At 72.4% G+C, this 13,467-nt stretch carries 14 protein-coding genes and 1 pseudogene; 8 read left to right on the forward strand and 7 right to left on the reverse strand.

The annotated features are described in order from the left end of the window. Positions 1-236: 236 nt before the first annotated feature. A complete protein-coding gene (locus ACIQCJ_RS17135; RefSeq protein ID WP_402711792.1) occupies positions 237-656 on the reverse strand; it encodes a hypothetical protein in 420 nt (139 codons plus the stop codon). 234 nt (positions 657-890) lie between these two features. Further along, positions 891-1,202, reverse strand: coding sequence for a hypothetical protein (locus ACIQCJ_RS17140; protein WP_402711793.1), 312 nt, complete (start codon positions 1,200-1,202; stop codon positions 891-893). Between the two features lie 547 nt (positions 1,203-1,749). Between ACIQCJ_RS17140 and ACIQCJ_RS17145 the strand changes: the two genes are divergently transcribed. Together ACIQCJ_RS17145 and ACIQCJ_RS17150 are read left to right on the forward strand one after the other, a co-directional pair. Beyond that, positions 1,750-1,917 carry a hypothetical protein gene (locus ACIQCJ_RS17145; protein WP_355348527.1) on the forward strand — a complete coding sequence of 56 codons (168 nt, stop codon included), beginning with the start codon at positions 1,750-1,752 and terminating at the stop codon, positions 1,915-1,917. Positions 1,918-1,957: 40 nt separating this feature from the next. Further along, entirely contained in the window at positions 1,958-2,986 is a 1,029-nt protein-coding gene (locus tag ACIQCJ_RS17150) for a helix-turn-helix transcriptional regulator (RefSeq protein ID WP_402711794.1), read from the forward strand. On the opposite strand, the gene ACIQCJ_RS17155 is transcribed toward ACIQCJ_RS17150, so the two are convergent. After that, a complete protein-coding gene (locus ACIQCJ_RS17155) occupies positions 2,977-4,047 on the reverse strand; it encodes an SDR family oxidoreductase (protein WP_402711795.1) in 1,071 nt (356 codons plus the stop codon). The two genes, ACIQCJ_RS17150 and ACIQCJ_RS17155, sit on opposite strands and share 10 nt — an antisense overlap. A gap of 84 nt (positions 4,048-4,131) precedes the next feature. Here ACIQCJ_RS17155 and ACIQCJ_RS17160 point away from each other — a divergent pair. Together ACIQCJ_RS17160 and ACIQCJ_RS17165 are read left to right on the forward strand one after the other, a co-directional pair. Beyond that, a pseudogene (locus tag ACIQCJ_RS17160) lies at positions 4,132-4,407 on the forward strand (discoidin domain-containing protein); the annotation flags it as partial. A gap of 86 nt (positions 4,408-4,493) precedes the next feature. After that, positions 4,494-5,129 carry an NAD(P)-dependent oxidoreductase gene (locus ACIQCJ_RS17165; RefSeq protein ID WP_402711796.1) on the forward strand — a complete coding sequence of 212 codons (636 nt, stop codon included), beginning with the start codon at positions 4,494-4,496 and terminating at the stop codon, positions 5,127-5,129. A 94-nt stretch (positions 5,130-5,223) separates the two neighbouring features. Here ACIQCJ_RS17165 and ACIQCJ_RS17170 read toward each other — a convergent pair whose 3' ends face one another. Then, positions 5,224-5,604, reverse strand: a complete 381-nt coding sequence (locus ACIQCJ_RS17170; protein WP_391162205.1) for a DoxX family protein — start codon at positions 5,602-5,604, stop codon at positions 5,224-5,226. A gap of 88 nt (positions 5,605-5,692) precedes the next feature. Here ACIQCJ_RS17170 and ACIQCJ_RS17175 point away from each other — a divergent pair, with 88 nt between their 5' ends. Beyond that, positions 5,693-6,601: a LysR family transcriptional regulator gene (locus tag ACIQCJ_RS17175; RefSeq protein ID WP_402711797.1), complete on the forward strand. Its 909-nt coding sequence runs from the start codon at positions 5,693-5,695 to the stop codon at positions 6,599-6,601. 269 nt (positions 6,602-6,870) lie between these two features. Here the strand turns inward: ACIQCJ_RS17175 and ACIQCJ_RS17180 are convergent, their stop codons facing one another. The 3 genes from ACIQCJ_RS17180 to ACIQCJ_RS17190 all read right to left on the reverse strand — a co-directional run bounded on the left by ACIQCJ_RS17180 (position 6,871) and on the right by ACIQCJ_RS17190 (position 9,215). Continuing rightward, positions 6,871-7,746, reverse strand: coding sequence for a hypothetical protein (locus tag ACIQCJ_RS17180; protein WP_402711798.1), 876 nt, complete (start codon positions 7,744-7,746; stop codon positions 6,871-6,873). Between the two features lie 94 nt (positions 7,747-7,840). Continuing rightward, the gene (locus ACIQCJ_RS17185; protein ID WP_188283376.1) at positions 7,841-8,188 is read right to left on the reverse strand and encodes an ATP-binding protein; all 348 of its coding nucleotides are present in this window, start codon (positions 8,186-8,188) and stop codon (positions 7,841-7,843) included. 319 nt (positions 8,189-8,507) lie between these two features. Next, positions 8,508-9,215, reverse strand: a complete 708-nt coding sequence (locus tag ACIQCJ_RS17190; protein ID WP_355348507.1) for a helix-turn-helix domain-containing protein — start codon at positions 9,213-9,215, stop codon at positions 8,508-8,510. A gap of 143 nt (positions 9,216-9,358) precedes the next feature. On the opposite strand from ACIQCJ_RS17190, the gene ACIQCJ_RS17195 reads away from it, so the two are divergent. The 3 genes from ACIQCJ_RS17195 (at position 9,359) to ACIQCJ_RS17205 (ending at position 13,455) form a co-directional block, all read left to right on the forward strand. After that, the gene (locus ACIQCJ_RS17195) at positions 9,359-10,624 is read left to right on the forward strand and encodes a saccharopine dehydrogenase C-terminal domain-containing protein (RefSeq protein ID WP_402711799.1); all 1,266 of its coding nucleotides are present in this window, start codon (positions 9,359-9,361) and stop codon (positions 10,622-10,624) included. Between the two features lie 150 nt (positions 10,625-10,774). Further along, complete coding sequence (locus ACIQCJ_RS17200) at positions 10,775-11,446, forward strand: DUF4232 domain-containing protein (RefSeq protein ID WP_391050013.1); 672 nt, start codon at positions 10,775-10,777, stop codon at positions 11,444-11,446. Positions 11,447-11,646: 200 nt separating this feature from the next. Beyond that, positions 11,647-13,455, forward strand: a complete 1,809-nt coding sequence (locus ACIQCJ_RS17205; protein WP_402711800.1) for a gamma-glutamyltransferase family protein — start codon at positions 11,647-11,649, stop codon at positions 13,453-13,455. The last annotated feature ends 12 nt before the right edge of the window (positions 13,456-13,467 follow it).

Genomic DNA, 13,467 nt, shown 5'->3' on the forward strand with positions numbered 1-13,467 from the left:
CGCCGTTGTCGGTGCCGGAGTACGCGGCGGTGAGGGCGGTGAGCTGGTTGAAGTCCGACCAGGTCTCGCCGTTGCGGGCCACGGCGCTGATGCAGGGGTTCGCGGCGGTTTCGTCTCCTGCTGCGTTGTAGGACCAGCCGGTGGAGGAGCCGTTCTTGGAGATGAGCTGGCTGGCGTGGTTGTAGGCGTAGGTGGTCCTGGTGTCGGGGCACGTGAAGAGGGCGCCGACGCGCCGGTCATGTTGCCCGCCGCGTCCAGGCAGTAGTGAATGGGGGTGGGGGTGTCCGCTTCGGTGAGCCGGTTATGGCGGTCGTAGGTGTAGGTGAAGTAAGGCGTCCGGCGGCGTCGTAGCCGTAGTCGACAAGGCCGGTGGGGTCGGTGTAGGTGTCGACGTGGCCGTCGGGGGTGTAGGTGAGCAGTGTGGTGGAGCCGTCGGTCAGGGTTCGCAGGGTCTCGCGGTTGAGCTTGTCCATCGCGTACGTGGTGGTGCCGGTGGCGTCAACGCGGGAGCGCTGGTTGCCGTCACCGTCGAAGGTGTAGGTGACACTGGCGCCTCCGGATGTGACCACCTTCTTCGTCGTGCGGGTGTCGGTGGTCTTGACGAGGTTGCCGTAGCCGTCGGTGTCGAACACCGCGGTGCGGCCGTCGCTGCTCATCGGCGGCCGCGGTGTGCTGGTGGGGGGCGGTACCGGTCAGCTGCCGGGCGCGGTGGAGCAGGCCAGTACCGCGGCCGCTGCCCGGCGCGTCTGCCGGATCTCTGTCGCGGTCGTGTCCTGCGGGCCCGCCAGCTCCGGCAGCTCCTCGATGTCGGCGGCCGGGGGCTCGGGTGTCAGGGCCTGCTCGAGCAGCTGGTCGACGTCACGCCATGCGGCGGCGCTGCGCGGCTTCTGTCAGGTGCTCTCGCTGCGTTCTTGCTGGTTGCGAAGCTGTGTGCTGCGGTTCTCGGGGGCGTCGACGGCGGCGTTGCGGTGGTCGACCTGTACGGGGCGCTGCTGGCGTGTGGTCCAGCAGGGCATGGTGGCCATGCCGCGCGGCCCGGCGGCGAGGAACCCGGACGCACGCCGTACGCCCCCGGGCGGTTCCTGGCGCAGGTCCAGGGCTGCCAGGACATCATCGGCGGTCCAGACCGCGTCGGAGACCTCGTTGACCGCCCACGCGATCCGGGCCTGGCCGGCGGCCCGCGGCCATGGCAGACGCCGCATCAGCTCTCCGGCCAGCGCGAACCGTTGGCCGACGTGGTTGTGCTTACATGGCCCGCGCTTGGCCTTCTTCTGGTGAGACGACGTGCGCTTCCCGCTGACGGGCTTGCCCTCGGAGGGATCAGGGGTACTACCGGCAGTGGAGACAGTTGAGGTGCCACCCCGCAGTGGGGGTGCAACGGCCCTCGCCCAATCCGGGCCGGACACCGCTCCTGGCCGTGCTCCCCGGCCTCCGTTGCACCCCGCGCCGACGTTGTCGGCGAGGTCTTCGCCGACCGCCTTGGGACCGTCTTCCTCGCCATCACAGCAAGCCGGACACCTCACCCACACGCCAACCGTACGAGCCAGGGTCAGGGAACCACGGCCGGGCGCGGAGTGTCCTTGAGGGCATCCGCACCCGCGGGAGACCCCGCGGGCAGAGACGAGGATGATGAGGATGCCGGTGAGAGGTCGTATGACGAGATGTGTGATCGCGGGGGCATCGCTGGCCATCGCCCTGGCTGCTCTGTCCGGGTGCGCAAGCGACAAACGCGGGACTGGGGACTCACCCGTGGCGAACCACAAGGGTGACAACGCGCCCGCCGACGTCACCAACTTCCCCGACCACTACGCCAACATCGCCACCAAATGCGTCGCGGGCGCACCCGGCTACCGCGCGTTCGTCACCACCCGGGACGCCGCACCCGTCATACTTCCCGACCCCGGCTGCAAAGGCTGACCCCTCACCGCCGCGCCGGCGGGTGCGGGATCATGGGGGGATGCGCGCTGCCCGGCTGATCCGTATGGCCCTGCTGGTCCAGTCGAGTCCCGGTATGACCGCCGCCGCGATCGGCCGGGAACTGGGGGTCAGCGAGCGGACGGTGATCAGGGATGTACAGGCGCTGCAGGAGGCGGGAGTCCCCGTACGGTCGGAGCGGGGGCGGGCGGGCGGATACCGGCTGGCGCCGGGGTACCGGACCCGGCTGACCACGCTCGGTCCCGGGGAGGCCGAGACGCTCTACCTCACCGGACTGCCCTCGGCCCTGCGGGACCTCGGACTGTCCGACGCCGCGGACACCGCACGGCTGAAACTGTCCGCGACCCTGCTGCCGTCGCTGCGCGCGGCGGCCGAGTCCTCAGCGCACCGCTTCCACCTCGACGCACCGGCCTGGTTCCGCGAACCGCCGGCCTGCACGCTGCTGCCCGAACTCGCCCGCGCCGTATGGTCCGACCGGACCGTCGAGCTCACCTACACACGGCCGGGACGCGACGGAACACCGCCCGCCACCGTGACGCGGCACCTGGAACCGTACGGCCTCGTCCTCAAAGCCGGGGTCTGGTACGTCGTGGGCCGCGTCCCCGGCCCACCGGCAGAACACGAAGACCCGTGGCGGACCTACCGCGCCGACCGGATCACCGCCCTGTCCCCCGGTGCCGGCGAGCCCTTCACCCGCGACCCCGCCTTCGACCTCGCCGCGCACTGGCAGGCCAGGGCCGCGGAATTCGCCCGGGCACTGCTGCGCACCACCGTCACCGTCCGCCTGACCCCCCGGGGACTGGACCGCCTGCCCGCCGTCACCGACCCCGCCGCGACCGGTGAGGCACTCGCCCGCGCCGGCACCCCCGACACCGCGGGCCGCGTCACGCTCCGCCTGCCCGCCGAAAGCGAAGACGTCGCCTTCACCCAGCTCACCCAACTGGGCGCCGACGCCGAGGTATTGGCCCCGCAGGGCCTGCGCGCCCGCTTCCGCGACCACGCGCAGGCCCTCAGCGACCTCTACGGCCCCCCGCCGCAGGATCAGCGGTAGTCGTCCGCCGTACCGGCCTTCCCCCCGTACCGCACATCCTCGAAATACCCCCACCCGTCCGGCTGGCTGCCGTCGACGTCCCGCACACCGTAAACCCTCGCCAACTCCCCGCTCGACGTCGACGTGCCGTTCCACCGCGCCGACCTCTGCGGATCAGCCGCCAGCGCCGCCACCGCCCGCGCGAGATAGTACGGCGACTCCGCGACCGCGAAATCCGGCTCCGTCAGGACAGCGTCACGCCAGTTCTCCTCCGACACGCCGAAGTGCGCCAGCATCTGCTCCGACCGCAGAAAACCCGGCGACACCGCAACCGCCGTACCGCCGAACTCCGCCAGTTCCTCACCCAGCCCGAACGCCATCCGGATCGGGGCGTTCTTCGCCAGGTCGTAGAAGAGATTCTCCCGGTAACGACGGTTCGACACCGCCGTGCCATCCGTCACCTCCACCAGCAAAGGCTCCGCCGACCGCACCAGCAACGGCAGCGCCAACGCCGCGGTGATCACGTGCGAGCGCACCCCCAGCTCCAGAATCCGCAGACCGTCCTCCAGCGGCGTCTCCCAGCTCTTCTTCCCGAACACCGAACCGGTCAGCAGATGCTCACCGCCCCACAGATCGTTCACGAGAATGTCCAGCCGCCCCCGCTCACGCCCGATCCGCGCCGCAAGAGCACGGACCTGCTCCACCACCAGATGATCAGTGGGAACAGCGACGCCCGTACCCCCCGCCGCCGTCACCAGCTCCGCCGTCTCCTCGATCGTCTCCGTCGCCCGGCCGACCTCGCTGACGCGCCCGCGCGTCGTACGGCCCGTCACATACACCACCGCTCCCGCACGGCCCAGCTCAACCGCCAACGCCCGCCCCGCACCACGCGTGGCCCCCGCCACCAGAGCGATCCTCCCGTCCAAGGAACCCGCGGAAGAACCAGCAGAAGAGACGGCGGAAGAGACCGTGGAAGAGACGGCGGGAGAACCGGCGGGAGAGACGTTCCGGCCGGGATCCTGAATGTTCGTGTTCTTGTCCATCCCCCCAACCTCCACCCCAAAGGTGACAACCCCCGTCACCCTTTCCCGGCTGTCACAGAAACCGCGACAACGACAGGACCAGCAGCGCCAAACCCACAGCCCTGACACCCCTGGCATCCGGCCCGGGCGACGGCACCCGGAGCCGCGCTCACCGTCGACCTGGGCAAGGCCACGCGCGTCGGACGCACAGTGGTCCAGGCGTCCGGGGCCACGACCGCGTACCGGATCGACGTCTCATCCGACGGCGCCGTCTGGACGCCCTTCGGCGACCCCGTCGCCGCGTCGGGCCCCGCCGCCTCGACGGTCACCGCGACACCGGTGACCGCCCGCTATGTCGGATACACCGCGCAGGGCCCGGCGGCGCCCCATGTGGTGAGTCTTGAGGTCTATACCGGGTAGCCGCGGGCGACAATGCGCACAGGCCGGGTGACGGTCCGCGGGACCACCGCGGACCGCGCCCCCGCACACCGGTCCGGGAGGCCGACGTGAAGCTCCTCGTGTTCGGGGCCAACGGCAGGACCGGGCGGCAACTCCTCGCCCAGGGACTGGCCGCGGGCCACGAGATGACCGCCTTCGTCCGCCCTCGGGCCACCCCGCCGGATCCCCGGCCCCGGCTCCGCGTCGCGACCGGGGAAGTGACCGGGGACCAGGAGGCGGTGCGCGCCGCCGTCGAAGGGCAGGACGCGGTCCTGACCGCGTTCGGCAGCCCCACCACCTGGCACGGCCTGACGTCGCCCACCCTGACCGTCACCGCGATCCCGCGGATCGTGCGGGCCATGCGCGACACCGGAGTCAACCGGATCGTCCACCTGTCCGCACACGGCGTCGGCGACACCGCCGACCAGGCGCCGGCGGTGTACTGGGCCGTCTACAAGGCCCTCGGACCGATGTTCGCCGACAAGGCGGCCGGAGAGGAGATCCTGCGCGCCAGCGGCCTGGACTGGACCCTGGTCTATCCCGTGATGCTCGTCGGCGGACCCCTCACCGGCCGCTACCGGACCGGCGAACGCCTCCCGTTGCGCGGCATCCCCCGTATCTCCCGCGCCGACGTCGCCCACTTCATGCTCCGCGAGGCCGCCTACCCGGCCCACCTCCACACCACTGTCCAGCTCGCCAACTGACCCGCTCCACAGCTGCGTCGGGGCCGGACCGCACGCGCGCCGGTGAGCGCGGCACGGGCCCGCGCAAAGGAACGGATTCCGGGCCGCCGACCCGCTAGTAGGCGACAGTGAGCGCGAGGGACGCGACCGCCAGGGCCAGATAGCCGCCGGGGAACGCGATGTTGTAGAGCACACGGGCACGCACATGGGTGAGGACAGCGCCCACGAAGAAGACGACGAGGCCCGCGGCGGCGGCGACCCCGACGGGCCGGACGCCCAGGAGCCCGAGGAGAAGACCGGCGGCGCCGGCGGCCTTGAGCGAGGCCAGCCAGATGTGCCAGCTCTGCGGGACGCCCACCTCCGCCGAGTTCGCCAGGACGAACTCGGCGCGGGCGAGGTCCGCGACGGCGATGCCCGCGTTGGCCAGGATGGTGACGACGGTGATGATCACATACGCGGTGAACACGATGCTTGTCCTCGGGGTCGGAAACGTCATGGGCTCGAAGAAGGTGCGGGCGCCCGCGACCACCAGCCTCGTCACACTCAACTTTCCCGTCCAATACCTGCACCTATAACCTGGGGGCATGGACGTGGACACCCGGCTGCTGCGCTACTTCGTCGCCGTCGCGGAAGAGGGGACCCTCACCCGCGCCGCCGAGCGGCTCTTCGTGTCGCAGCCCGCGCTCACCAAGCAGATCAAGCAGTTGGAGAGTCAACTCGGGGTGCGGCTGTTCACCCGGTCCCGTACCGGCATGACACCCACGGACGCGGGCCGCCTGCTGGCGCAGCGCGCGCCCGCGCTGCTGGCGGACTGGGACCGCGTGCTGACGGAGACCAGGAGCGCGGAGCGCCGGGGCCTGCGGCTGCTGCGGGTCGGCTTCCTCGCCAGCGCGGCCAATGAGGCGACTCCGCACATCATCGCGGAGTTCACGCGTCGCCGTCCGCGGTGGCGGGTGGAGATGCGGCAGGCGTCCTGGGCGAATCCGACCGCCGGGCTCGCCGACGGGGACGTCGATGTCGCGCTGGTACGGCTGCCGTTCCCGGGCCAGGAGGCGCTGCGGGTGGTGCCGCTGTTCACCGAGCCGCGCTGGGTCGCGCTGCCCGAGGCGCATCCACTGGCCGCGCGGGAGACGATCGCGTTCCGGGACCTGTGGGACGAGCCGTTCGTGGCCGCTCCGGCGGAGACCGGCCGGTGGCGGGAGGAATGGCTGGCCGCCGGGGAGCGCGAGGGCCGTCCGGTACGGATCGGCGCCGTCACGGACCTGCCCGACGACTGGCTCAGCGCCATCGCCAACGGTTACGGCGTCGCTCTCGCGCCCGCGTCCGCCGCCCGCTTCTACGCCAGGCCCGGTATCGCCTACCGCCCGGTGAGCGGCGTCAGCGACAGCGAGGTCGGCGTGGCCTGGGCACCGGCCGACGACGCCAATCCCGTGGTCCGGGACTTCGTCAGCTGCTGCACCGACCGGCCGTGGCCGGACGCGGCAGGGTCCTGACCACCACGGGCGGGCTGGGAACGCGGCGCTCGGACGCGGAGACCGCGGCACCCTGGCACGGGGAACGCGGCGCTCGGCGAGAAGCCCACCTTCGCATCATTCCGTTTCCGGCCGCCGGGGATACCCATGGCCTGACAGCGGCTAACACAATGAGTTGACCTGTCGTCGCGTGATGAGGCAGCAGGCGAGTTTGAGGAACGCTTCGTGGACGGCGGTACGGCGCCTCAAGGGCCGTATCGCCGAAGGCCGTTCAGGGATCTGACCTGACGTCAGGCGGGCAGGACGGCCAGCGATCCCGAGTGCACGGTCAGGGCGACCCGGTGGGCGGCGCCGTCCCGGTTCGGGACCTTCACCTGGACGTCGGCGGAGGTGGCGGACGTGGTGACGGCGTAGGCGTCGCCCGCCGGGACCGGGAGGCGTACGGCGGTCGACGCGGAGGTCGTCACCACGGCGAGGGTGTCCGGTGCCGCGCTGAAGCCGAGGTCGGCGCTGCTGGAGGTCACCGCGAAGTCGGCGTGGGAGGGGTGCAGCGCGTGGGCGGTGAGGCGGTCGGAGGCGACATTGACGGTGAGTCGGCCGCCGAGTCCTTCGAGCAGGGTCTCGCCCGAGGTCTGCCGCAGCCGCAGGCCGGTCTTCTCGGGGACGGTGAGGTTCAGGTCGCCGTCGCACGAGCCCGCCGTGTCGCCTCCGACGTCGTCACCGGTGTCCGTACCGCAGACCAGGGTGAGGGTGCGCAGGCCCGCCGCGTCGTCGACGACACCGCGCACGCGCGCCGTACCGCCGTCGGGGCGGTGATACGTGCCCGAGACCGTGTGGGCGCTCGCGTCGGCGGTGATCCGCACGCGACCCGAGACTCCTTCGAGGACCAACAGGTCTGCGGCGTCGGCGTGCAGACGGGCCGTGGCGTCGGGATCGGTGCTGCCGAATCCGGCGCTTCCCTGGTCGGCACTTTCCTGGTCGCTTCCCGCGCCGGGCGCGCCCTTGTCCGCCGGGCCGCCGGCTCCGGCTCCGCCGTGGTCGCGGCCGTGTCCGGTGAGGACCACAGCGGCGGTCACGGCGAGGGCGATCACCAGTACGGCGATGAGGACGCCCGGCCGGGCGGTCCGTCGTCCTGCGGGGTGTACGGGCTGGTCAGCGGTCTCCATGCCGCCCGTCTGCCCCGCGGGCCACGCCCGAACCCCACCGGGATGCCGGTCGGGTCACGGGCGGGCGGGGTGCGGGCGCGAGGCCGCGGCGGCCCTATCGGGCCAGCGTGACCAGGACGGTCTTGCCGCCTCCGGGGCGGCGGGTCACCGCCAGTGAGTGGGCCAGCCGTTGGATCATCATCCAGCCGAAGCCGCCTCTGGCGCCGTTCCAGTCGGGCGCGCGGCCTTGCGGCGGGGTGTCGCTGGGGTCGTCGATCGCCACGCGAAGGGTGTTCGCGGCGGCGCTCAGACGCAGTTCGCGTACCGCTCCGGCGTGCCGGAGGGCGTTGGCGGCCAGCTCGGAGACCACGAGGGTCAGATTCTGCAGGGTCCGTACGGCCAGCGGAGGGTGGAGGGTGTCCGCGAACTCCGAGGCGGCGACGCGTGCTTCCGCCGCGCTCATGGGCCGGGAAACAGTCACGGCGTGGGCCACCGGCGTTGCCGCCGGTGCCCCGCCATCGGACGGATCGCTCACGTGAATCACCTCTGGAGGAGATCCCGCGGCGCGTGCGACCTGAGGTCAGCCGCGCCGCAGCATCATGACGACGAGTACGACGACGACGATGAGAACGATGGTTCCGATACCTATGTACATGTGACGCTCCTGAACCAGATTGTCCGGCGGTTTGCTTCCTCAGGTCGCTTGCCCGGCTCGAACCGGTCTACCGCGTTCTTTCGATACAGGGGTAAGGGACCGGATCCGGGGAAGGACGCCGGGTCGGTCAGCGCGTGGCCGGGGGCAGTTCGCGGGCGGCCTGCGCGATGAGCATGTCCAGGGCGTCGGGATAGGCGCTGCGGGTCATCCGGGCGGCGAGCAGGGGCGCGGTCGCGGCGATGTGCGGGTGGGTGCGGGGCGACAGGGCCGCGTACGTGTCCTGCCAGATCTCCTCGTCGGCCGCGCGGGCGGCGGCGGGCAGCGCCAGCGAGGCCGCGTCCAGGGCGGCGAAGGCCAGGCAGCCGTCGATGAAGACGTGGTAGACGCGTACGAGGCCGGGGCCGGTGAATCCGGCGCGGTGCAGGATGCCCAGGATGGCCTCGTCCGCGGCCAGTTCGCGCTTCCCCCCGCTGACCCGGCTGGCGGTCAGCACCGCCGCCTGCGGGTGGGCGAGATACGCGCGGTGGATCCGCAGGCCCAGGTCGCGCAGATCGCGCCGCCACTGGCCGGTGGGCGTCCAGCCCGCCAGGGCCCGGCCCATCAGTTCGTCGGCGATGGCCAGGACGAGGGCGTCCATGCCGCGGAAGTAGCGGTAGAGGGAGCTGGGGTCGGCGCCGAGTGCCAGGCCGAGCCGCCGCGCGGTCAGCCCCTGCGCGCCGTGTTCCGCCAGCATGCGCAGGGCGGTCTCCACGATCAGTTCGTGGCTGAGCACCTCGCCCTGCCGCGTCGGCCGACGTCGTTGCCGCGCGGCTCCGTCCACCACCTTCTTGGCCACGGCCGGGAGCTTACGCCAACGGCATTGACCTTACGGCGTCGTCGGCGGTTCCATCACTCCACGGCGCGAGCACCCCCCCGTGCGAGGGCCCCGGCCGCACCGCTCACCCGCTCACCCACTCGACCAGCGGAAGGAACCCCGCCATGCGCGTACTGCTCATCGGAGCCGGAGGCGTCGGAAGCGCCATCACCCGGATCGCCGCCCGCCGCGGTTTCTTCGAGCACATGGTCGTCGCCGACTACGACCCGGGCCGGGCCGAGGCGGCCGTCGCGGCACTGGGCGAGGCGGCGGACCGGTTCAGCACGGCCAGGATCGACGCCTCCGACCAGCTCTCCGTGGAGGATCTGCTGCGGGAGCGGCGGTGCGACGTGCTGCTCAACGCGACCGACCCGCGTTTCGTCATGCCGTTGTTCCAGGCCGCGCACCGGGCCGGGGCGACGTATGTGGACATGGCGATGTCGCTGTCGGTGCCGCACGCGCGGCGGCCCCACGAGGAGTGCGGCACGAAGCTCGGCGACGACCAGTTCGCGCAGGCGAAGGCGTGGGAGGAGGACGGGCTGCTGGCACTGGTCGGCATGGGCGTGGAGCCGGGCATGTCCGATGTCTTCGCCCGCTACGCCGCCGACCACCTCTTCGACGGCATCGACGAGATCGGGGTGCGCGACGGCGCGAATCTCACGGTGGACGGCTACGACTTCGCGCCGTCGTTCAGTATCTGGACCACCATCGAGGAGTGTCTGAACCCGCCGGTGGTGTGGGAGAAGGACCGCGGCTGGTACACCACGGCGCCGTTCAGCCAGCCCGAGATCTTCGACTTCCCCGAGGGCATCGGACCGGTGGAGTGCGTGAACGTCGAGCACGAGGAGGTGCTGCTGATCCCGCGCTGGGTCGACGCCCGCCGGGTGACGTTCAAGTACGGTCTCGGCCAGGACTTCATCGACAAGCTCCAGACCCTCCACGACCTGGGCCTGGACCGTACGGACCCGGTCACCGTCGCCACCGACCGGGGTCCGGCCCGGGTCTCCCCCAGGGACGTCGTCGCCGCCGTGCTGCCGGACCCGGCCGCGCTCGGCGACCGGATGCACGGCAAGACCTGCGCGGGCACCTGGGTGAAGGGCACCAAGGACGGCCGCCCGCGCGAGGTCTACCTCTACCACGTGGTCGACAACCAGTGGTCGATGCGGGAGTACGGTTCCCAGGCCGTCGTCTGGCAGACGGCGATCAATCCGGTGATCGCCCTCGAACTCCTGGCCGACGGCACCTGGAGCGGCAGCGGTGTCCTCGGCCCCGAGGCGTTCGACGCGCGGCCCTTCCTCGACCTGCTCGTCGCGTACGGGTCCCCGTGGGCGATGCGCGAACAGGCCGGGAACGCGCAGGATCGGGACGCGGCCCAGGCGCCGAACGCGTAGCGCCCGCGGCCGTCGGGGCGGATGCCCCGGGGTGCCCCCGGACCTGGGGCGCCTGTGTAGCCAGGGAGGACAGGGGCAGGCGTGGCATCACAGGGTGAATGAGTACGACGGGGTCGGTCTTCCGGCCCCAGGACGCACGGAGGTCCCACGATGCGCAGCCTGTCCGTACGCGTGATGGTGCCCGCCGCGGCTCTGGCCACGGCGGCCCTGACCTTGACGGCTTGTTCGGACGACGGCGGGTCCGCCGCTCCGGCGGGCTCGTCCGTCTCGGTCAGCGCGGCGCCGTCCGACTCCCCGTCCGCCGGTGCGCCGTCCACGACGGACGACGGTACGCAGAGCGCGCCGGGCGGTACGCCCACGTCGTCGGCGGACGGCTCCGGCGGCGCGTCGGCCGAGGCGGCGGGGCCGAGCGCGTGCGCCAGCGACCACCTCAGCGTGGCGCTGAAGGACGCCGAGGTCGGCGCCGGGCAGTACCACGCGAAGGTCGTCTTCACCAACACCGGCAGCACGGCGTGCACGCTGACGGGCTATCCGGGCGTCTCGTACGTCAAGACGGCCGGGGCGCAGGCCGGTCCCGCGGCCGACCGTGACGGCGGTTCGCACGGCACCGTCTCGCTGGCGCCGAAGGCGACCGCGTACGCGGAGCTGCACGACAGCAACGGTCAGGGCGGTTACAGCGCCGACCAGTGCAAGCTGACGAAGGTCGAGGGGCTGCGGATCTATCCGCCGAACCAGAAGGCGGCGCTGTTCCTCGCCGACAAGACCGAGCACTGCGCCGGTACGGGCATCCACCCGCTGACCATAGGCGCCGTGCGGCGCTGACGGCCGGTCGCCTGACGCACCGTCAAGGGCCCGCGCGGGCCCGGATGGTGGACCGCCGCGGACCCGCCGCTTCCCGGTCGCTAGCCTGCGTGCAAGGACGCGGCACCGTGATGTGCCAGGTCATGGCGGCGGACGGCCCTCGACGCGGGTAACGGGACGCGCCTTGACGGGAGTTGCCCGACCCGAGAGAGGCGCAGCGCATGTTCACGACCAGGCCGACCCTCCAAGGCACCTTCGGCATGGTGGCCTCCACCCACTGGCTCGCCTCCCAGAGCGCGATGGCCGTACTGGAGGGCGGCGGCAACGCGTACGACGCCGCCGTGGCCGGTGCTTTCGTGCTGCACGTCGTGGAGCCGCACCTCAACGGTCCCGGCGGCGAGGTGCCGATCATCGTCGGGCCCGCCGAGGGGGAGGTACGGGTGCTGTGCGGGCAGGGGGTGGCGCCCGCGGGCGCGACCGTCGCCCACTACCGCTCGCTCGGCCTGGACCTGGTGCCCGGTACCGGGCCGCTGGCCGCCGCCGTGCCCGGCGCGTTCGACGCCTGGATGACGTTGCTGCGCGACTACGGCACCGCGTCCCTCGCCGAGGTGCTGCGTTACGCGATCGGGTACGCGGCGGACGGTCATCCGCCGGTCGAGCGCGTCACGGCGACCGTCGAGACGGTGCGTGAGCTGTTCGAGACGGAGTGGACGACGTCCGCGGAGCTGTATCTGCCGGGCGGCGAGGCGCCGCGTCCCGGCGAGCTGTGGCGCAATCCGGCGCTCGCCGCGACCTGGCGGCGGCTGATCGCCGAGGCGGAAGCCGACGGCGGCGGGGACCGGGTCGCGCAGATCGAGGCCGCGCGCCGGATCTGGCGGGAGGGCTTCGTCGCCGAGGCGATCGTCGCCCAGGCCGCCCGTCCGACCATGGACACCAGCGGCGAGCGGCACACCGGGACGCTCACGGCCGCCGATCTGGCGGGCTGGTCCGCGTCGTACGAGGAGCCCGCCACCTACGAGTGGGACGGCTGGACGGTCTGCAAGGCGGGTCCGTGGAGTCAGGGCCCGGCCTTCCTCCAGCAGCTCGCCCTGCTGCCGTCGCGCGCCGCCGACCTGCCCGCGTACGGGTCCGCCGCGTATGTCCACCGGCTGGTCGAGGGCACGAAGCTCGCCATGGCCGACCGCGAGGCGTGGTACGGCGACGCGTCGGACGTCCCGCTCGACGCGCTGCTGTCCACCGCGTACAACACCGGCCGCCGCCAACTCATCGGTGACCGGGCCTCGTACGAACTGCGGCCCGGCGGCCCCGAGGGTCGGACGCCGAAGCTGAGCGCGTACGCGACCGCCGCGGGGCAGGGCGCGGGTGCGCGGGTGGCGCCGACCGGGGCCGGGGCGGGCGAGCCGACGGTCGCGGTGGACGGCGGCACGCGCGGCGACACCTGTCATATCGATGTCGTGGACCGCTGGGGCAACATGATCTCGGCGACGCCCAGCGGGGGGTGGCTCCAGTCGAATCCGGTGATACCGGAGCTGGGCTTCCCGCTCGGCACGCGGCTCCAGATGACCTGGGTCGAGGAGGGTCTGCCCAACTCCCTGTCCCCCGGCCGCAGGCCGCGCACGACGCTCAGTCCGTCGCTGGCGCTGCGCGACGGGGTGCCCGTCCTCGCCTTCGGCACCCCCGGCGGCGACCAGCAGGACCAGTGGCAGGTGCACTTCTTCCTCGCCGTGGCGCTCCGCGACCCGGTGCGCGGCGGCTACGACCTGCAAGGCGCCGTCGACGCGCCGAACTGGCACACCGACAGCTTCACCGGCTCCTTCTACCCGCGGGCCATGGCGCCGGGCAGCCTCACCGTCGAGGAGCGGACGGGTCCCCATGTCGTGGCCGAACTGCGCCGCCGGGGGCACGCGGTGAGCGTCGGCGGCGCCTGGTCGGAGGGGCGGATCTCCGCCGTCGCGCGCGATCCGGAGACGGGCGTGCTGTCGGCCGCCGCGAATCCGCGCGGCATGCAGGGCTACGCCGTGGGACGTTGACGCGTCCGGACG

The organism is Streptomyces sp. NPDC093221 (assembly GCF_044753885.1).
GTDB lineage: Bacteria > Actinomycetota > Actinomycetes > Streptomycetales > Streptomycetaceae > Actinacidiphila.

Bases quoted from the DNA above. Each gene is read 5' to 3' on its own strand.
- ACIQCJ_RS17170 (WP_391162205.1), bottom strand. From the start codon at position 5,604: ATGACGTTTCCGACCCCGAGGACAAGCATCGTGTTCACCGCGTATGTG.
- ACIQCJ_RS17200 (WP_391050013.1), top strand. From the start codon at position 10,775: ATGCGCAGCCTGTCCGTACGCGTGATGGTGCCCGCCGCGGCTCTGGCC.
- ACIQCJ_RS17205 (WP_402711800.1), top strand. From the start codon at position 11,647: ATGTTCACGACCAGGCCGACCCTCCAAGGCACCTTCGGCATGGTGGCC.
- ACIQCJ_RS17140 (WP_402711793.1), bottom strand. From the start codon at position 1,202: ATGCGGCGTCTGCCATGGCCGCGGGCCGCCGGCCAGGCCCGGATCGCG.
- ACIQCJ_RS17175 (WP_402711797.1), top strand. From the start codon at position 5,693: ATGGACGTGGACACCCGGCTGCTGCGCTACTTCGTCGCCGTCGCGGAA.
- ACIQCJ_RS17185 (WP_188283376.1), bottom strand. From the start codon at position 8,188: ATGAGCGCGGCGGAAGCACGCGTCGCCGCCTCGGAGTTCGCGGACACC.
- ACIQCJ_RS17180 (WP_402711798.1), bottom strand. From the start codon at position 7,746: ATGGAGACCGCTGACCAGCCCGTACACCCCGCAGGACGACGGACCGCC.
- ACIQCJ_RS17150 (WP_402711794.1), top strand. From the start codon at position 1,958: ATGCGCGCTGCCCGGCTGATCCGTATGGCCCTGCTGGTCCAGTCGAGT.
- ACIQCJ_RS17195 (WP_402711799.1), top strand. From the start codon at position 9,359: ATGCGCGTACTGCTCATCGGAGCCGGAGGCGTCGGAAGCGCCATCACC.
- ACIQCJ_RS17135 (WP_402711792.1), bottom strand. From the start codon at position 656: ATGAGCAGCGACGGCCGCACCGCGGTGTTCGACACCGACGGCTACGGC.